General features: G+C 35.1%; 16 protein-coding genes. 2 read left to right on the top strand and 14 right to left on the bottom strand.

Annotation, left to right across the window (positions count from 1 at the left end; genetic code table 11):
* Positions 1–30: 30 nt before the first annotated feature.
* Positions 31–912 (bottom strand): AraC family transcriptional regulator, encoded by an 882-nt coding sequence (locus tag ACTJIP_RS07215; RefSeq protein WP_440704300.1) that lies wholly within the window; start codon positions 910–912, stop codon positions 31–33.
* A gap of 210 nt (positions 913–1,122) precedes the next feature.
* Between ACTJIP_RS07215 and ACTJIP_RS07210 the strand changes: the two genes are divergently transcribed.
* A complete protein-coding gene (locus ACTJIP_RS07210; RefSeq protein WP_047383183.1) occupies positions 1,123–1,467 on the top strand; it encodes a MerR family transcriptional regulator in 345 nt (114 codons plus the stop codon).
* 277 nt (positions 1,468–1,744) lie between these two features.
* On the opposite strand, the gene ACTJIP_RS07205 is transcribed toward ACTJIP_RS07210, so the two are convergent.
* The 9 genes from ACTJIP_RS07205 to ACTJIP_RS07165 form a co-directional block, all read right to left on the bottom strand.
* Positions 1,745–2,182, bottom strand: coding sequence for a hypothetical protein (locus tag ACTJIP_RS07205; protein WP_219072405.1), 438 nt, complete (start codon positions 2,180–2,182; stop codon positions 1,745–1,747).
* A complete protein-coding gene (locus ACTJIP_RS07200) occupies positions 2,182–2,604 on the bottom strand; it encodes a hypothetical protein (protein ID WP_219072404.1) in 423 nt (140 codons plus the stop codon). Before ACTJIP_RS07200 ends, ACTJIP_RS07205 begins: the two co-directional genes overlap by 1 nt.
* A 59-nt stretch (positions 2,605–2,663) precedes the next feature.
* Positions 2,664–3,098, bottom strand: coding sequence for an RHS repeat-associated core domain-containing protein (locus ACTJIP_RS07195; protein WP_411267036.1), 435 nt, complete (start codon positions 3,096–3,098; stop codon positions 2,664–2,666).
* On the bottom strand, positions 3,085–3,333 hold the full coding sequence (locus ACTJIP_RS07190; RefSeq protein ID WP_411267035.1) for a hypothetical protein: 249 nt from the start codon (positions 3,331–3,333) through the stop codon (positions 3,085–3,087). Before ACTJIP_RS07190 ends, ACTJIP_RS07195 begins: the two co-directional genes overlap by 14 nt.
* Before the next feature lie 407 nt (positions 3,334–3,740).
* A complete protein-coding gene (locus ACTJIP_RS07185) occupies positions 3,741–4,214 on the bottom strand; it encodes a hypothetical protein (protein WP_440704299.1) in 474 nt (157 codons plus the stop codon).
* Complete coding sequence (locus ACTJIP_RS07180) at positions 4,201–7,791, bottom strand: DUF6443 domain-containing protein (protein WP_440704298.1); 3,591 nt, start codon at positions 7,789–7,791, stop codon at positions 4,201–4,203. The genes ACTJIP_RS07185 and ACTJIP_RS07180 overlap by 14 nt, the downstream gene beginning before the upstream one ends.
* Before the next feature lie 9 nt (positions 7,792–7,800).
* Positions 7,801–8,811, bottom strand: a complete 1,011-nt coding sequence (locus ACTJIP_RS07175; protein WP_228408717.1) for a hypothetical protein — start codon at positions 8,809–8,811, stop codon at positions 7,801–7,803.
* A gap of 11 nt (positions 8,812–8,822) precedes the next feature.
* Positions 8,823–11,888: a hypothetical protein gene (locus ACTJIP_RS07170; protein ID WP_440704297.1), complete on the bottom strand. Its 3,066-nt coding sequence runs from the start codon at positions 11,886–11,888 to the stop codon at positions 8,823–8,825.
* 38 nt (positions 11,889–11,926) lie between these two features.
* A complete protein-coding gene (locus ACTJIP_RS07165) occupies positions 11,927–13,531 on the bottom strand; it encodes a T9SS type A sorting domain-containing protein (RefSeq protein ID WP_440704296.1) in 1,605 nt (534 codons plus the stop codon).
* A 371-nt stretch (positions 13,532–13,902) separates the two neighbouring features.
* Between ACTJIP_RS07165 and ACTJIP_RS07160 the strand changes: the two genes are divergently transcribed.
* Positions 13,903–15,165, top strand: coding sequence for a helix-hairpin-helix domain-containing protein (locus ACTJIP_RS07160; RefSeq protein ID WP_077415278.1), 1,263 nt, complete (start codon positions 13,903–13,905; stop codon positions 15,163–15,165).
* Positions 15,166–15,249: 84 nt separating this feature from the next.
* On the opposite strand, the gene ACTJIP_RS07155 is transcribed toward ACTJIP_RS07160, so the two are convergent.
* From ACTJIP_RS07155 to ACTJIP_RS07140, 4 genes are all read right to left on the bottom strand, one after another.
* Entirely contained in the window at positions 15,250–16,470 is a 1,221-nt protein-coding gene (locus tag ACTJIP_RS07155) for a YncE family protein (protein ID WP_440704295.1), read from the bottom strand.
* A 166-nt stretch (positions 16,471–16,636) separates the two neighbouring features.
* Positions 16,637–17,359: a 23S rRNA pseudouridine(2604) synthase RluF gene (gene rluF / locus ACTJIP_RS07150; protein WP_077415282.1), complete on the bottom strand. Its 723-nt coding sequence runs from the start codon at positions 17,357–17,359 to the stop codon at positions 16,637–16,639.
* Positions 17,360–17,746: 387 nt separating this feature from the next.
* Complete coding sequence (gene truB / locus ACTJIP_RS07145) at positions 17,747–18,445, bottom strand: tRNA pseudouridine(55) synthase TruB (protein WP_077415284.1); 699 nt, start codon at positions 18,443–18,445, stop codon at positions 17,747–17,749.
* 24 nt (positions 18,446–18,469) lie between these two features.
* Entirely contained in the window at positions 18,470–19,288 is an 819-nt protein-coding gene (locus tag ACTJIP_RS07140) for an undecaprenyl-diphosphate phosphatase (RefSeq protein WP_077415286.1), read from the bottom strand.
* Positions 19,289–19,302: the final 14 nt, after the last annotated feature.

Here is a 19,302-nt window from a genome sequence, read left to right as displayed (position 1 = left end):
AGCAACTTTAAACCATAAACTTTAAACTCATTAAGCTTTATATTTCCTCATAAACTGGGTGGGAGTCATTCCGGAGTTTTTCCGGAATACTCTTACAAAGTAGGAATATTCTTCATATCCTAATCTGAAAGCAATTTCAACCAGGCTTTCATCCAGATACATCAACATTCTTTTGGCTTCCAACACTACTCTTTCTGTAATAACATCTGTAGCGGTTTTTTGAACAACGGTCTGTGCAATCCTGTTCAGATGTTTGGAAGAAACACCTAATAAAGATGCATAATGGGCAATCGATTTATATTCTGCAAAATGCTGTTCAATCAAATTTTCAAAATCCTGATAATGTTTAAAATAAGAAAGTCCGGCAGCAGAAGCCTGTGTATCAAAATCTCTTGAAAATAATCTGCTGGAATTAATAAAGATCTGCGACATCAATGACAGAATAAGACCTTCTTTCATTATATTTTTAGCCCGATGTTCTTCTCCGAGTTCCTGAAATAAAGTTATATTTTTCTTCAGTTCCAAACTATCCAGCTGAAGTTTTCTAGGAAAAGACACCGATCCGAAAAAGGGGAAATTCCTCAGTTTCTGATTTACATAATGCATTTCATAGAACTCCTGAGAGCAAAAGAAAATATAACCATCGATATCTTCTGAAAGCTCCCAGCTGTGAATCTGCCCCGGCGATAGAAAGAAAAGGCTTCCCTCAGAAACATCATACTTCTGAAAATCAATTTCATGTACCCCTGCTCCTTTGGTAAAAAGAACAGCAGCGTAGAAATCATGTCTGTGGGGCTTTTCTATATGACGATGTCCTACCACCAAATGATTCTTCATCGTATTAAAATAAAAATCTGACGTATTTTTACCTGCCTGGAAAAGATCGATATGAAGAACAGAGATAGGATTCATCACTTATATTATGTATGGTAAGGATTCACAAATTTAGACAAAAAAGAACTGGTATACTGCAGCCTTTCCTATCTGTTATATAAACAGAGGTATTTCATGACCGCTTTATCTTTATATTTTCCCTTTACATAAAGTCTGACTGCACTTTTTGTAATATATTTTGGATGAAACTTTAAAAAATTTTTATCTTTGAAGTTTAGGAGTTGAAAAATGAAAATAAATTTAGCTGATAAACTGTATTATTCTATAGGAGAAGTGGCAAAAGCATTCGACGTAAACACTTCATTAATACGTTACTGGGAACAGGAATTCCCAATTATCAAGCCTAAAAAAAACAGGAAAGGCAACCGATATTTCACTCCTGAGGATATCAAAAACCTTCAGATGATCTACCATCTGGTAAAAGAAAAAGGATACACGCTGGACGGAGCCCGTATTGCTCTGACCACAAACAGTAAAATCTCCGAAACCATCACTCTTATCGACCGACTTGAGTTTGTAAAAGCTGAGCTTATTAAACTGAAGGAGTCTTTGGGAGAAAGAGAGGAAGAATAACTTCTTTGAAAATATAAAAAACTCCGCTGCAATTAATTGCAGCGGAGTTTTTGTAAAAATACATTTTTATACGGAATTAGTATACTGAAAGCCGTCCAAATAATCAGTTGTTTCTGTACCAAAAACCTTTCTTACTTTCACACCATCTGCTCTGTAAATATAGTCTGTTACTTTGGCGTTTTGGGTAATCTTTCCTGGTAAATTTTAAATAATTATATTGGATGCGATTGAAGCATTTTATAACATAACAACCCCGCTCAATGAGCGGGGTTTGTATTTATTTTACTATCTCTCCATCGAGTTTAAATTTTATAAAAAATGTATTCTCCCGGATATTAATAGTCTTTTTAATTACTTCTTCTGTGCCTAACTTCTTTAATACTGTTTCACCTTTCTCTGCAAATGAAAAGTATTCATCAGAATAAAAATAAAGAGGTATTAGTTTTCCTTGTATAAATACAGATCTATTGCTATGTTTTACCCAAAAATTTTCTGAAGAATTAGAGAGCCTATTCAAGTATATGGTATAGGTATCTGTATTCTCTTTATCTAAAACTATATAGGTTTCATTATTCTGCCCTCTTTTTTGAAGCTCTTTACTAAGAATTTCATTAACGGAAGAAGGTAAAAAATATATTATATCTGAATTTGATTTTTGCGAGTAACAACTAAACAAGCAAAAATTCAATAATAATATTGATAGAATCTTTTTCATTATGGAGTTTTTTGTTTATCTATAAAATGTTTTAGAGCTGCCTGTCCTATATTGTTAGTATTAGTAGTTCCAATATTATTTGTTTGTGTACCATTTGGCATAACTCTATGTATTGCATTTCCAGTTGATTGAGTTCCCGTATAAGAATCAACCGCATACACAGGAATATTAAAACTCTTAGATGTTGATTTATCCATAGCAGATGTCCCTGGTATATTTACTAGACTAGGATTTTGCGAAGTATTATGCGTATGCACTTGAGCAACAGGGATTAATTTTGTACCATCAAAAGTTTGTTTTACTGTAGCTCCTGATTTATCCGTAAGAGATGTTATAGATGTTGTAGTTTTTCCATCTATCCCATCTGGCCCTCTAACAGAGGTTACTTGCGCTGTAGGAGTATCACCTCTTGTAACCTCCATACCAACCCAAACTTGTCGTTCCTTTGTCTGGTCTTTAATAGTTTCATTATTGGCGTTATTTATATCAGAATTTGAGTATTATTGACTGTAATTACAGAACTGCTTGCTTGTAAAGCTGATGTAGCATCTACTGATGTAGAACCTCCTTTTTCAGAAGTAATGCTATTCCAATCGCTTTTATATATTACCCTGGCATTAGTTGTTGCAGCCCCATCACTTCCCAAATACTTTCCAGTAGAAGCATCTATATAATCATCAGGAGGAATCGCAAATCTTCCATCCGGGTCTATATATCGAATAGGGTTATTATAGGCGTAAGTATAAGGAGACCATCTACGAGAAGTCTCAGCTAACGGGTCTATCACCCCCCATCTCCCGATATCTGGCATATACATCCTCGCTCCGTAATCATACATTCCCGTCTCTTGCAGCTCCTTTCCGTTATACTTGTACTTATATGCTGGATTTCCTGTTAATGCATTATATCCCTTCATGTTTTAATCCAAACTGGTAATAATTACTCTCTTCAATGATCTCTGTTCCGGCTCCATTTTTAGCATAGCTTAATCTGGTATTTCCAAGGTGATCAGTATAATTATACACATACTTTCCGGTTTCAACATTAAAATACCCTTCTGTCGTTGGGAAGAATTTTAATACCGAATCTGTATATTGGAAGCCATCCAGATAATTGGTGGTTTCTGTTCCGAAAACCTTTCTTACTTTCACTCCATCTGCTCTGTAAATATAATCTGTTACTTTGGATTTTTGGGTAATCTTTCCGGGTAAATTTAGATAATTATATTGGATGGAAATATAATTAATAGAACCTTATTTATGAACAACCCTTGCCATATTTGCAAGGGCTGTTATTTATGCTACCTTGAAAACCAGAGGGTAAGTTTATTTAATAAGCTCAAAGTCTGAAGACTTTGCGCAGCGGGGGTTTTAGCAATTGCTGACATGCTTTGCTGCCCCTGAATAGAAACAATTGTACATAGAAAAAGAATAAATAAATATTTTATCATTTTTTCTTTTTTTGTTGACCAAGATACTAAAAAACCACTGTGATTACAGTGGTTTTGTTTTATTTGTGGATACGAGCGAGTTGCTAGCGCCAGCGGAGGCTTTCACTATTAGGTGAAGCTCCTAATCCAATTATAACCTTCTTTCTCAAATATTGTAGTACTATCTTTATTACTATATATATCAACTTGATTATACTTTTTTAAACATTGATTAGTAAATAACAATTCCTGTTTTACAATCAAATCTTTATTAACAAACGACTTTATTAAATATTTTCCTTCAAAAAAATTCTCTAATAACATTTTCAATTCATCTAAAGCTATTTCATTTATAAAAATATAGAACTCGCTTTGATTATATCTTATACTCATTGAATCTTCATCTAAATCAATAAAAAGAAATAAACCATTGTTATCTATACAAATATTTATATATTTTTCATCTCCTTCTAAATGAAAATCAAAATCATTTTTAAAATTCAGAAATTTAGAAATTAAAAATGATAAAAGATTTTGATATAATAAAGAACGGTTTGCATAACTATATTTACTTAGTAACCCTATAAAATCATTCTTTAACATACTGTCTTAATTCTTTTGCATTTTTGAAAAACTTATGTTTCTTACCACCCAGACCATAATTAACATGGGTTCTTGTTAGCCTTCTTCCAGTACCTTGTAATGCGTGCCTTTCTATTCTAAATTGTTTATTAGTATTAGTGGCTCTTAGTCCAATCTGCTTTAACCCTTTTGTGTTTTTGTACATTGGTTTAAGGTTTTTGGCACTTTTTAAACTGCTTCCACTACCAACTAAAATTGTTGCTACATCTGCTCCTGTTGCAATATTTTCAGCGGTCTCTTCACTTGCACCTAAAGCTAATGAACCTTCTTCAACTCCCTGATGCAAAAAGGTTTCTTCGTCTTCTCCTGTCCATAACTGTTGCGCTCCTGTTGTTGCATTATCAATTCCATTCATTAATACAAACCAGCCAGCTACAGCACCAACCCCTGTTTCTGCCGTAAGAATACCTCCAGCTCCTCCGACAATAGCCTCAACTGTTCCTCCAATCATTTGTAAACCTCCTAAAGCTCTAGTTCCTACATTCCAAGAAGAAGATCCTTGTAATTTAACTTCGTCAATTTGAATTTCTTTTTCAGCAGTTTTCGTTTTAGGATCATAAACATATACATTCTTCGGGTCATCAATGTATGGTTTAAATTCCGATGTATTAGGACAGGTTGGACAAGTTGCCAATTCTCCAATCATTCCTGTCGGGTCAATAAACATAATCGGATTATTATAAGTATAGGTATAATTTGACCATCGTCTTGACTTCTCCGCCAACGGATCAACAACACCCCATCTTCCAATATCCGGCATATAAATCCTTGCTCCATAATCATACATTCCACTCTCCTGCAATTCCTTACCGTTGTACTTATACTTATATGCTGGATTTCCTGTTAATGCATTATATCCTTCATGTTTCAATCCAAACGGATAATAATTACTTTCTTCAATGATCTCTGTTCCTGCTCCATTTTTAGCATAGCTTAATCTAACATTTCCAAGGTGATCTGTGTAGTTATACACATACTTTCCGGTCTCAACATTAAAATATCCTTCTGCCGTTGGAAAGAATTTCAATACGGAATTAGTATACTGAAAGCCGTCCAGATAATCAGTTGTTTCTGTCCCAAAAACTTTTCTTACTTTCACTCCATCTGCTCTGTAAATATAATCTGTTACTTTGGAGTTTTGGGTAATCTTTCCTTGTAAATTTAGATAATTATATTGGATGGAGGAAATTCCTTTATCCAGTTGAGTCTTCATATTTCCATTGACATCATAAGTAATAGTACTTCCTGTACTTCCTGATGCCAAAGGGTACCCGCTTATCGCATTTCCGGTTCCTATTTCTTTAAGGTAAGATAACTTATTACTTTGTTCTCCATTTTCATAATGGTATTCCAGATTATCCATTACTTCAGGTGCGGTATATCCCGGAAGCTGTTTTCCTCTTCTTAAAAGACTTTTTATATTTCCGTTAAGGTCATAGGTCAGCTGCTCGTGGTATTCTCCTCTTTCTAAGTTCATGGCATCCCAGAAACGTCCTTCCTTAAGTCGGTTAAGGCCATCATATTCATAAGAATAATTTCTCAGTACCACATCATTCTGAGTGATCCATGACATCTGGGAAATATTTCCATTATATCTGGCGGAACCTGAAAACTGGCTGTTAGGATTATTATAACGCAGTTCGTAAGCAAAAAGTTTATTCTGCAAATTGGCAGGATCATTAACTTTTCTCATCCATCCTCTGATATTGTAGGCATATTTAATACGCTGCAGTGGGCTGCCTGTGGTATTTCCTACATTTTTAGTCTGCAATTGCCCCAGGTCATTGTAAAGGTTTTCTGCCAAAAGTTCCTGAGCGCCTCCATTGACCTGATTCCAGTGTCTTACCAGTCTTTCCTGATGATCATACTCATAGGTTTCTTTGATATTAACCTTTGTATCACTGGCCGTCCTTTTGTGTTCAATAAGGCTGTAATCCGGTACTCCGGAAAATTTCAGAAAGCTTTCAGTCTTGGTATATCCTCCCAGATGATTCAAAGAATGGGTAGCGATTGCTCTCCCTTTCTTATCATAGTAAGTAAACGCTTTTGTCCAGCTGTCATTTTCAACATTTTTAGTATAAGAAGCGGTAGGAAGACTTTTGGTACTTACCTCTGAATTCTGTGTCGTCTGCGGCAGTACTTCCTGATTTAAAACCGTACTCACTGCTGGCGCTCCCTGAGGATAGGTATCATAATAATTTACCGTCAGAAGCTTGTCGACTGCTGTAGGGTAAGAAGCGTTTCCATATTCAATACTCATTTCATTGAGTGTAAAACTTCCACCGCGGGTTTCAAAAGCATCACCTGATTGATTGTCAATAGTATTTTGTATGGCATTTCTTGGATTGGTATCTCTGGTAATCCCTGTATACACTACTCTTCCGAAACGATCATATTTGGTAAACATCCATGACTGATCTGCTGAAAAATTGGCAATTCCATTTTTAAGAACTGTATCGCGATAGAGAATAACCTGATCTTTTTTATTATATACCATTTGTTCCAGGCCTTTCCCCGGAAGTTTCTTTTCTACAAGTCGGTTTTTACCATCGTATTTATACTGGTAACAAAGATGCTCCAACGCTGAAGCTGAAACGGTTGCCGCTGCCGAAGCTAAAGGTGGTATAACAAATGCCAGCTGGTCATATTCATTATAGACATAATAAGTGTCTGCATTTTCTGAAGCACTGATAACTTTTCTTACCAGCAATGTCTGTCCTCTGCCATTTTTAAATTCTATGGTCTTATTATTATCTTCATCGGTTACCGTATTTTTATACAGCTGTGCATCTCCGTATGAACTGGATACACTAAGTGCAGAAGAAGTAGCTCCATCAACCCATGTGGTAACAGTGGTATATTTTTTAACCTCACCAGTGACATTTGCTTCATATCCAAAAACAACAGGTTTACTTTGCCAGTCGCTGCCTGGATTTTTCTGGTTTAATACTCTGTCAAGCGGAGAGTTTTCCAAGGTTTTATGGGTAAAAGGATAAGTATCATTAATCCCATTAGACTGATAGTAACTGTTTGCACTTCCTTCTACTCCGGTCTGGATATTTCCACTTAATGAGGACATAGGAACCGGAAGCCAACTATCCACCTGTCTTCCAAAATTGTCATAGGGAATATGGGTTACCAGATCCTTTCCTGTAGGAGTGGATTTAATACTGACAGACTGCTTAGGTCTTCCCAACCCATCAAAAAACTGAATACTCTGTACCTGCTGAAGGGATCCGTCCGAAACAGTTGTGGGTACCAGATACTGCCTGGTATAAATATAATTTTCCGTCATCGGAATACTGGACGAATAATTTACGGTGATGGGAGTATAATTTTCCCCATTACCAGATGAAGATCCTCCGATGTAAGCCCGAAAAGTTCCATTGGCAGAATTGAAGCTAAACCCTGGAAGCATACGTATACTCTGAGGGTCTGCCACTTCGGTATTAGGGGCCGGAGGGGCTGTTAAAACCACCTGCCCATAATGATAAAGGCTACATAACAACCCAATGCTTATATATATTTTTCTAAACATTTTTCTCTATTAATGGGTTGTCTCTGATTTCATTCTAAGAAACTGTTCTTTCAGTTGTTTTATTTCTGAAACAGCATTTTTCAGGTCTGCATTTTCTTCTTCCAGTTTCTGTACTTTTTCCTGTTGATCTTTTAATTGTCTCTCCTGTTTAATGGCATATAGAGTAAGTTCTTCGATTTTCTGCAATAGCTTAATCTGAAATTCACCAACGTTTACCCCTTCTTTTTCCATCACTTTTGCGGAAGCAATCTCAGGAAGGTGTTTTTTCTCTTTAATATGTTTTGCAACCTCTTCCAGATTGGGAAGGTCATAGTTTTCTTCGAATACAAAATCGGCAGTTGGGCTTAAGGTTACTTTTATTTCTTTAGCCTCCAGCTTCCCTTGCAGTAAAGCATTTCCATTGGAAGAAACCTTCATGATTTCAGGCATTGAAACGGGTGAATCTATCGCGGACTGCTGAGAAGCTGATGCCAATAATCTGAAACCTTCATTATCAAGTGTAATTGCTGTTTTTACAAAGTTTCCTTCCCCACTGCTTGACAACCATCCTACGTTTGCGCCATTTGCTTTTACCCCATAGCTCATATAAGAGGAGCCAGAGCTTCGCAATGCCCCCCAGTTACTCATTGAGCCACTGCCATACGGTATAGAAAAAGCGTTAACTCCCGTCACAGAATCACCAGCTCCCGCCATAATAGTTCCCGCAACATGAAGTTTACTTAAAGGAGTTACTGTTCCAATTCCCACATATCCGTTACTATCATTAATAACCAATTTTGGATTCGTATAATCTCCTTTGGAAACAATCCACTGGCTGCCATGCAAATCACCAAAAAACCAACCATTATCTCCATTAAAATATTGAGTTTGAATACCCCGGATAAATCCTCCATCATTGGTACTTCTTTTTAAATATAATATAGGAGAAGGGTTTTGGATAGTTACTTCAGAAAATGCCCCTTGCTGGGCAAAAGATAATTGAACTGCTAAAATTCCTGCAATGATTAGTATTTTTTTCATAATTTAAGTTTTTATTGTTTATAGTTATATTTAAATTCTTTTAATAAGTTTCCTGTTTGGCTATTTTCCCTGATTTCTTTAAGCCTGTTAGCCGAATCGTAAAGATATACTTCCCTGATTCCTGATGGTGGAGTGATGCTTCTTACTCCAATTAATGGATCATAAGTATATGTAGTAATCTGATAGTTGGGCAAGCTATTTCTGAAGGTATTTAGTACAGATAAAAGTGGGGTTTCATCATTATTAGCCGCGGCAGAAGCATCTGTATTAGAAGCATTAACAATCGAGTCAATTAAGGACTGCTGAATATCTGTTAACTTCGCTCCTTCTATTTTAGCTATAGGTTGGGTCAAATTATACCCCCAGATGATCACCGTAGAAAGACCATCCTTTGTGGTAAACTGCTGAAGATTGCCTTTGGGATCATATTTATCATAGAATATTTCAGTTCTTGAAGTAGCAATATTCTGAAGATCATATGAAAGAATTGATAGAGGAACCATTAGATTCCCTCCTTGTATGGTTGGCAATGAATCCGGATAGACATATTCTATTTTTGATAAAAAATTATTAGCAACTCCTACCGTTTGTGAAGTGATTTCCTGCAAAGGAATTCCTGTCATATTTAAATTAATAAGCGCAGGCTTATTTAAGGACTGAGCAAACTTTTTTTCAGTTGATACTATTTTACCATCTGAAAAAGTAGTATTTATCTTATTGTTATTTAAATATGAAATATCATCATAAACATAACCATTTTGAGTTATCAGGTTTCCACCGGTATTCTTTTCTTCAATCTGGGACGAAATTAGTGCATAGGGTTTTATAAATTCTTTTTGGAACAGTTCCCACGCATTGGATATTTTTTTTACCCTAGTAGTATAATCTTGGTTTACATTTCTACAACTTAGAGTCAGAATATTGTTTTTAGAAAAATTCTTACAGTAATCTTTATCAATAAATCCGTAATTCATTTTGACGGTTTTAATCACTGTATTATCTTTATAATAATCTTCCTGCACTAATTTTCCTCTGGCAAAACTCCTATCTTCAAGATCAGTTTCTTTGTTTTTAAGATAATCCTGAAGCGTATGATCATAGTTAAATTGTGGAGTATGTAACTGTACAAAATAGTTGGTGCTATTCAGTATATCCGGATTTGTTTTATAAGTTGAGAATGTATGCTGCTTTCGTACTTGTCCATCAACATATTCGAAAACATTGGAATACTCAATATTACTACTGGAGTATGCCTGAAGCTCTATATTTGAACCAGTCTGTTTAAGCTCTTTTTTTAAGGTGTACCCCCCTGGTGCACTTTGCTTATATTCAACATAATCAACAAAACTATAAAGTGATTTTAAAATGCCACTAGATTCAATGGAGTTGAGGTCCTTCGTATATTTATAAGTCTTTACTACAGGTATTATATTATCCGCATTATCTATCATTTTTTGGATTCTCATACCACTTGCTATTCCAGTCTCATTACCTATTTGAGGGAAAAAAGCTGTTGTCGAATTCTTCATTAATCTGGAAGAGAATGTATTAGGTTCATAAAAAAATTCCGTATATCCTTTTGTAGGATAAATAACTTTTTTCAATAAGCCTATATCATTAAAATTAGAATCTACATTTCGATTATTTGAGAGTATTTCGGTATCTCCCGTATTAGCATAGAACTTATAATCAGGAATCATCATATTTGTTTCCGGCTTCCCATTATAATATCCCCAATAATCTACCCCTCTTGTAGCATCATCCGGAAAAGAGGTATCCTTATAATACTCAAATCCGTAGTCTTTATTGTTGATCTTTAATGCAGTAAGTAGCCATCTTCTTTTTGAACTTCCTTTAGGGCTAATAGTAAAATCAATAGTTTTAGTAATATTATTTTGGTATTTTTCTTCAATCTTTTTTAGTTTATACGATTTATAACCCAAGTCATCATTGTAGGTGTCATAAGTAAAAAAAATAGTATAAAGATTATCAACATTTATTTCCTTCAGCATTGCTTTTTTGGTAAGATTGATTCTAATATATGGACTTTGCCAAGTACTACTTTGTGAAGATCCTGATACAGAATAACCTGCCCAAGAATAATCATACTGTGCTGTTGTATTTTGTGCCTCCTGATAAAAATACCTGTTGATATCAAATGAAAAATTGAAACTGCCTGCATTCGTTAAATGTGGCATTGCATTTTTTTGCGTACAGTAATTACTGCCTGCACCAATAGGATCATCTTCATTATAAGTATATTTTATTGTACGTCCATTATTAAGTTCTACTTTATTTAGATACCAGGAAGTAATTGTAAAGTCAGCATCACCTATATATGCGCCCTGATTAGTTTGATAATTTCCTAAATCACTCGAGAGCTCTAAATTATCATATCTTCCTCCGAAATAATATTTGTTTCCATTACCATCAATTATTTTAAATGATGATATTTCTGGTTTGCAATTGGTTTGTTCGGCAACCCATTGCTGTGAATACCCAGAGATATCTACTACAAGGTTGGGATCGTTAGATCTTATTAAAGGAGTCCCATCATTGCTTAAAGTAAAGTATCCTGAAATACCTAAGAAATTAAAATTATACTTGTCAGACTCAAGTTCTGAAGAGACAGAACCATTAGAAATTCCTGGCCAAGGAGTCGAAAGTCCAATGCTCAACTGAAAATTTTTTGTATAAATATCATTAGCTGATTTATTATATGCTATGGCTGATAAAAATCCATTAAGGGAAGCGGATTGAACAGTTGTAAAATCGTCTGGAATTCCTCTTACTTCACGTGTAATAGCACCTGAGGCATTAATAGACCAGTTCAGCCCCGCAAACCCTGATTTTTTTGTAGGAATAAATCCTGAAGAATCATAGCCTAATGATATTGAACTGCTAAAACCATCAATATTGATATCCAATAAAGGAATATTGAAATCAATAGTACCTCTATTCATATTAATAGGAATATTCCCCATTCTTTCATAACTGTAAGATTCAGGTGATTTGATATTGACCGGTTTAAAATTGAGGCCCTGCCCTTGCAATTGGAAAGAAAAGCCAGTTAACATTATTAATAATATGAGTGAATATAATCTTTTCATCAAGTTTATTTTTTTATCAATTTAGCGTTCGCCGTTTTATTAGTATCAGTTTTTATTGTAATCAAGTAAGCTCCCTGCACCAAAGCCTGTGTATTCATCTTGGTCACTCTGTTCTTTGTTTTTAGACTTTGCAATTGTCTTCCACTCATATCATACAACAGAATATCAGCATCTTTAAAATCAAAGCCGATTTCTACATAAGCATAATCTGAAACAGGGTTGGGATAGATCTTAATGTCATATTTCTCAATCAACTGATCAACCTGTTTGTCTCCCAGCTTTACAATCTTCCAGTTCTCTTTACCCAATTCTTCTGCACTGGTTCCCGCCAGAACAATTGAACCATCTCTGTTGAGCTTTAAGTCAGACAATCTCTCTTCCTTCTTGCTGGATTCTCCTTTGACGTGTTTTCTCCATTGTTCATTCCCATTGTGATCCAAGTAGAGCATCCAGAAGGTTTCATCATCGGTTTGAATTCTTCCTTCTGCCTGAGTATAACCTCCTAATAAAATTCCTTTGGAAGATTTATCATCTGTTGAATGAAGAACACTCATACTCATTAGAATATCTCTGTTCTTGAAATTGTAGGATTTCTGCCACTGTTCATCACCTCTTTCATTTAAGGAAATCAGCCAAAGATCTGTTCCTTCTTCAATGCCTACAGTTTTATTTCCTGATCTTTCCGATCTGGATTCACCACCAATAATGAAACCAGTTGATGTTAATGCCAGCGTTCTGATATGATCATCACCTTTACCTCCATAGTTCTTTTCCCATTCTACTTTTCCGTTCTTGTCTAGTTTAACAATCCAGTAGTCTCCTTCACCGAAGTTGTCGCTTTGTTTTGAGGTTGCAGTTCTATCAGACGGAGTATTAGTGTTGGTCGTTGATTGCTGATTATTTGTTTTAACGGATGAACTTCTTGAATAAATTCCCAATAATGCTCCGCCGTCTTTCGTTGGAATCATCTTCTCCACTTCATCTAAGCCTTTTCCACCTAAGATTAATTGGGATAATTCTTTTCCGTCTTTATCCAGTTTCGTGATCCAAACGTCTTTGGAACCATAACCTTTTGCAGCATTTTGTACATTTCCGGCCACAAAGAACCCTAAGTCTGTAGTTTGGATAACAGATCTTGCTTCTTCATCAGAAGTGCTTCCTAACGTTTTCTGCCATAATTCATCACCGAATTCATTGATTCTGATCAGCCAGATATCTGAACCTCCTTTGGAGTCCTCTTTTTTATCTAATCCTTTTCCTGAATAAGATGTTCCGGTTAATAGAAATCCACCATCCTGTGTGGTAACGGTAGCTGATAAATAATCATGGTTGGATCCTGAGAAGTATTTTTCCCAGACTTCATTTCCCTGCTGGTTTAGTTTTACCAGATGAAAATCATATCCGTTATTCTGTTTACTTCCAGCCTCCAGCTTCCCGCTTCCTGACTGTATAGAGCTTCCCGTGATAAGATACTGCTGATCAATGGTTGTGGTAACCTGGCTTAGAAAATCCTGGGTAGAGGATTTGATATCTTTCTGCCACACTACTTCCTGGGCAGAGATACCCAAGACCGTGCACAAGGTGAATGCACCGATATAGAATTTTTTCATTCCAATGTTGTTTTCTGAGTTAGTAATTAGTTTATTAAAACTGTGCGAATTTAACACTTTTTAAGACACGAAAATCACTTTCATGTGGTATGCTGTAAATCATACTATTTATTATTAAATCCTCTTAATTTATATTGATATTTTCATTTTACTGATGCAAAATTATCTATACACAACGACAAAACTTGTCGCATTACAAACAAAAAGATCAACATTAATCAAAAAAAATTCACGCTCAATTACGAAATTATATCTTATAAAATATCAAATTTCCATTTCCTTTTTAAGCATTAAACACAATCTGCATATCATCTTTAATCATTTCATTATCAAGTATTGACACACTTTATTTTTATTGATATTTTTACCATATGATGAGAAAAAACTATTACCGAAAATTAGCATTTATGGTCACTTTGCTGACTATTTTACTGGCCTACCAAAAGTACACCAGTCGGGAAAAAGAACCTTTCCCTGATGTAAAGTTCATTGCAAGTTCTTCAAATTCTGTGGATCTATCAGATTTTGATCCCAATACACTGAACAAAGAACAATGGCAGAAACTTGGATTTTCAGAGAAACAGACTGCTACAATTCTCAAGTATAAAGATATTGTAGGAGGAAAATTTAATTCAAAAGAACAGTTGAAAAAATGTTACGCTATTTCTGAAGAAAAATTCAGTGAATTGGAATCATCTATTCTACTTCCTGAAACAGCAGAGAGAAAGAATTTAGAAGGACACAATGCATATGGAAAGAAAGAAATTATTATTTCAGGAAAATTCAATCCTGATAGGTTTTCTGCCAATGACTGGCTCAAAATGGGTTTCAGTGAAAGACAGGCAGAAGCTATTTTAAAATACAGGAATTATCTGGGAGGAAGCTTTATCAGCAAGGAGAAGTTTAAAGAGTGTTTCATCATCTCTCCTGAAAATTACAGCAAACTTGAATCTTATTTGCTTTTGCCAGTGAAAACTCCCGAAACTTTCCAAAATTCCACAAAGAATAATACTGCCAAAACCAAAATCCAATACCATTCTTTTGATCCTAATCAACAGGACCTGGAGGGCTGGAAAGCTTTTGGGTTTTCAGAAAAACAAGCCATTACCATCATTAATTACCGGGATAGAAATCTACGGGGAAGTTTTAAAAGTATAGAAGATCTGCAGAAATGTTTTGTGATTTCTGCAGAGAAATTTCAGGAAATGAAACCTTATATCAGAATTCAGGAAAAGCAACAGGAAAAAACAGATTTTTCAAAAACAGATCTCAATACGATTACTTTCAGACAGCTAATAGAGTTTGGTCTGGATGAAAGGAGTGCCGGTTCTATTATTGGCTTCAGAAAAAAGTTAGGAGGCTTTATCAATAAGCAACAGATTTTAAGTACATACAATATTGATCAGGATCTTGTTCAGAAGCTGATCTCAACAGCACCTTTGAATGCTTCAGATGTACCCAGATATTCATTAGTGGATGCTCCTGAGGAATGGCTTAAAAATCATCCCTATTTCAAATATTCTGCAGACAAAATCATTTTCTACCGGATCAGTAATCCTGATGATAGAAAAATATGGAAACTTTTAAAACTGAAACCTGAGTATGAAGAAAGAATGAGATTATATGTAAAATAATTTAAGCTCAGATAAAAAACAACATCAACTATTCCAAAAATAATATTTTGGAACAGTTCATATTATGAAACAATATTCTAAATTCTAGTGATGCATATAATTGCTCGGGCCATTGGTTCCTTCAATGGATTCCGGCAGTATTCCATAACGGTTACGCAAATCGACTGTACCTAAGGTTTTTCCGGTGTTGATATCAATTACACTAATGGTTCCTGAGTTCAGATTAGGGAGATCCAATAAATTATTTTGTACTGCTACAACCTCTTTTCCTGACTTGGTTTTAAAGAAAGCCATGTGATGTGCCCCTTTATCAGCATCGAAAGTCTTCAAAAGTTTTAGCTGGGGAAGATTACTTAAATCGAAGACAAGTACCTTTCCAGGATCTGCAAAACTCACATACAGCTTATTTGAATCATCAATATACATTTCGAGTGCCCAGCCCAGCCCCTGTGTACTCCCGTCAAAAAGCTTAGTAAAAGCATCATATTTTTTTGTGGTAGTATTGTATGGTGCAATCCAGATATCACCCCCGATCATTGTTGTAGCAAGTGCATATTGCGGAAATTTCCCACGCAGCAGTAAAACCTCAACAGGAGCGGACATATCTGTTGGTGAGTCTGCTACCCGATACGTCTCCTTAATTTCATAGGTATTGAGGTCTAATAAAGTACAGGTATTTCCTAATCCCGTAGTAAGATCTGGGTGAATGGTAGAGGTTACCATCATTAATCCTTTTTCTTCATTAATTGAAATACCATGCGGATACATTATAAATTGATTGGGATTAGCCTGAATTGGCGCTTTAATAGTTTTGATAAGCTGATTATTATTAGCGTTAAAAACACCTATGCTGCCATCCTTCGGGCCTCCTGCTCCTCCCATAAAGGTCATAAAATATCTTCCGTCATTCGTGAAAAATAAATTTTCTCCTACTGTATTCTCACCAGTATCAATAGGCGTTGCATCAATTAATTTTGGCAGCCCGTTTTGGTCCTCTCCTGTTTTTATCTCATAGAGATAACTACCTCCCAAAGCAGTTGTGAACATTTTTTTTGCATTCTGATTGTAATAAATATGATGTGGCAATACACCAACACCCAGTTCAAGTCTGCTGCTGATATTTCCAAAATCCGGGGCTTCAGGATCAAGTTCTATAACGGCAATTCCGTCTGACAATCCTTTTAAGCTTCTATAATCAATGTAAAAGGAAGAATCATGTGAATGACTCGGATCGTGTTCATTTAGACAACTGGTAAGAATTACCAAAGTCACAAACAAAAGAACTCCATTGAAATTTAATTTCATTATTTTCAGGTTATAGTTATTATTATAAATATAAAATATTTTTAGTGAAAAATAAAATATATTACACCAATATGTGAAAAATTATGAAATAAAAATAATTTATACTATTTCCAATAATTGATATTGGAAAGTATAGAAAGTAAACCGTTAAAGTATAGTATAAATTTTAGTTGAATGTTTTACTGGAATCTGTTAGCATAGAATTCAATGCATTTAGTTCATCTTCTGTAAGATCTCTCCATTTTCCAATCGGGAGATCTAGTTTGATATTCATGATACGGATTCGCTTCAGTTTTTTCACTTCATATCCGAGATATTCACACATTCTTCGGATTTGTCTGTTGAGTCCCTGGGTAAGAACAATTCTAAAATTCATATCATCAATCTTTTCTACCTCACATTTTTTTGTTACGGTATCCAGAATAGGAACTCCATTTCGCATTTTTTCCAAAAATCTTGGATTGATCGGTTTATCTACACGAACTATATATTCTTTCTCGTGATTGTTGCGGGCTCTCAGAATTTTATTAACGATATCACCGTCACTTGTAAGTAAGATTAATCCCTCACTTGGTTTATCCAATCTTCCGATAGGAAAAATCCTTTTCGGGTGGTTGATATAATCTACAATATTATTTTTTTCACGTTTTGTATCCGTAGTACATACAATTCCCACCGGTTTATTAAAAGCAATATATACCGGCTTTTCCTGGGGTTCTCTGATTGGCTTTCCATCTACCTCCACAAGATCTTCATCGGAAACTTTTGTTCCCATCTCTGGAATTCTCCCGTTTATTTTGATCCTGCCTTCTTCTAAAAGCTTATCTGCCGCTCTTCTTGAACAGTACCCTACTTCTGATAAATATTTATTGATACGTGTTTTTTCCATTATTTTTCTCCGTAACCGGTATAATTTTTATTACTGAAAATGTAATTTTATAGCTTTAGCCTATAAAGGCAGCACTAGATTTTGGGAAATTGTGAACTTCTAACATAATTCTGCTTTCCTGACTGATTCTTTCGAACAAAACTAATTTCTTAGTCTTATTCTTCAAAAGTTATAGTTGGAACTTGTAAAAGGGTCTTTCATCAGAACAAAAAATAAAATTTGAGCTGTATTACCCAATACAACAGATCATCATTATTATCTAAAACAATATTTCAATCCAATTTCCAATGCAAAATTAGGCAAAAAAATACATTTGCCTACTACTGTAATTCCGCAGTTAACTTTATTGTGTAAATACTGAATGAAGAGATAAAAATTCTTTTATTTTTACAGATTTTCAAACCTGTACTCATTATTTAAAAACTGATCTGTAGCACTTTCAATAGTATAGTCACCGATTTTGGTACGTCTTAATTGAGTCAGATAGGCTCCCACTCCCAATTCCTGCCCGATATCATGTGCAAGACTTCTGATGTAGGTTCCTTTTGAACAGCCTACCATGAAGCTTACTAAAGGAAAATCTATTTTAATATCTTTAATGTAATGAATGGTCGTTTTTCTGGCCTTCATTTCTACTTCTTCACCTGCTCTTGCAAGATTGTAAGCTCTTGCACCATCAATTTTAATGGCTGAATAAATGGGTGGTTTTTGTTCAATTTCGCCCACAAACTTTTCAAGAACTTCTTGTACCTGTTCTTCAGAAATGTGAGCAATGTCCTGATGAAGGATTTCAGGCTTTTCAGTATCGTAGGATTCTGTTTGCACTCCGATCTTAATCTCCGTCCAGTATTCTTTGGGAGCATCCTGGATTTCCGGAATTTTCTTGGTGAATTTTCCGCAGCATACGATAAGAAGTCCTGTTGCTCTGGGATCTAAAGTCCCTGCATGCCCGATTTTAAAATTTTTAGGAAGATTAAATTCCCTTTTAAGTTTGTATTTCATTTTATTGACAGCCTGGAAGGAAGTCCAGTCCAAAGGCTTATCCAATAAAAAAATGTATCCTGATTTCAGTTCTTCAGCAGTCATGAATGGGTATAAATGAGTGATTTCTTATTTAAAGAAATAAAAATAAATCAACAGAGCAATTCCAACAAAAATACGGTACCAGCCCCAAGGTTTAAATCCGTATTTATTAAGCACACCGATGAAAGCCTTGATAGCGATAAGTGCTACAATAAACGCAACAACATTTCCTATCACAAAGATCATAATGTGATCCTGTGAAGCCATAATCATTTCATATCCTTTCTGTGGATTTGCCGTTTCTTTCCCCCATGTTTTAACAAAAACTGAATACATAGTTACTGCCAGCATCGTAGGTACAGCAAGAAAGAAAGAAAATTCTGCAGCAGCTTTTCTGGTAAGTCCCTGTGCCATACCTCCAATGATAGAAGCCGCACTACGGCTTGTACCCGGCATCATTGCAAGACACTGCCAGAAACCAATGGTTACTGCATTTCTTATGGTAATTCCTTTTTCATCATCAATTTTAGGATTTTTAAACCATTTGTCAGCAAACAGTAAAATAACCCCTCCTACAACCAAAACTGAAGAAATAGCAATCTGATTTCCAAGTATAGCTTCAATTTTATCATCGAATAAATATCCTAAAACCAGAGCCGGAACTACAGCAAAAGCGAGTTTAAAATAGAACTGAATATTATTTAAGTCAAAAAACTTTTTCCAGTATGCCACTACCACTGATAAAATAGCTCCAAACTGAATGGACACCTGAAACATTTTTAAAAATTCTGTTTCTTCAAGCCCCATAAGGTTGGCCGTAAATCCCATATGTGCAGTAGAAGAAATCGGAAGATATTCTGTCAATCCCTCTACAATGGCAATAATAATTGCTTTGATTAAATCCATATTCTTTTAAAAAT

It is taken from the genome of Chryseobacterium sp. 22543 (genome assembly GCF_052044565.1).
Lineage (GTDB): Bacteria > Bacteroidota > Bacteroidia > Flavobacteriales > Weeksellaceae > Chryseobacterium.
The sequence above is the reverse complement of the archived record's forward strand: the minus strand, read 5'-3'. Positions and strand labels throughout refer to the sequence as shown.

Coding starts and splice junctions, on each gene's coding strand:
- ACTJIP_RS07160 (WP_077415278.1), top strand. CDS start 13,903: ATGATGAGAAAAAACTATTACCGAAAATTAGCATTTATGGTCACTTTG.
- ACTJIP_RS07200 (WP_219072404.1), bottom strand. CDS start 2,604: ATGGAGGTTACAAGAGGTGATACTCCTACAGCGCAAGTAACCTCTGTT.
- ACTJIP_RS07170 (WP_440704297.1), bottom strand. CDS start 11,888: ATGTTAACTGGCTTTTCTTTCCAATTGCAAGGGCAGGGCCTCAATTTT.
- truB (WP_077415284.1), bottom strand. CDS start 18,445: ATGACTGCTGAAGAACTGAAATCAGGATACATTTTTTTATTGGATAAG.
- ACTJIP_RS07195 (WP_411267036.1), bottom strand. CDS start 3,098: ATGAAGGGATATAATGCATTAACAGGAAATCCAGCATATAAGTACAAG.
- ACTJIP_RS07210 (WP_047383183.1), top strand. CDS start 1,123: ATGAAAATAAATTTAGCTGATAAACTGTATTATTCTATAGGAGAAGTG.
- ACTJIP_RS07185 (WP_440704299.1), bottom strand. CDS start 4,214: ATGTTAAAGAATGATTTTATAGGGTTACTAAGTAAATATAGTTATGCA.
- rluF (WP_077415282.1), bottom strand. CDS start 17,359: ATGGAAAAAACACGTATCAATAAATATTTATCAGAAGTAGGGTACTGT.
- ACTJIP_RS07180 (WP_440704298.1), bottom strand. CDS start 7,791: ATGTTTAGAAAAATATATATAAGCATTGGGTTGTTATGTAGCCTTTAT.
- ACTJIP_RS07165 (WP_440704296.1), bottom strand. CDS start 13,531: ATGAAAAAATTCTATATCGGTGCATTCACCTTGTGCACGGTCTTGGGT.
- ACTJIP_RS07140 (WP_077415286.1), bottom strand. CDS start 19,288: ATGGATTTAATCAAAGCAATTATTATTGCCATTGTAGAGGGATTGACA.
- ACTJIP_RS07215 (WP_440704300.1), bottom strand. CDS start 912: ATGAATCCTATCTCTGTTCTTCATATCGATCTTTTCCAGGCAGGTAAA.
- ACTJIP_RS07155 (WP_440704295.1), bottom strand. CDS start 16,470: ATGAAATTAAATTTCAATGGAGTTCTTTTGTTTGTGACTTTGGTAATT.
- ACTJIP_RS07205 (WP_219072405.1), bottom strand. CDS start 2,182: ATGAAAAAGATTCTATCAATATTATTATTGAATTTTTGCTTGTTTAGT.
- ACTJIP_RS07175 (WP_228408717.1), bottom strand. CDS start 8,811: ATGAAAAAAATACTAATCATTGCAGGAATTTTAGCAGTTCAATTATCT.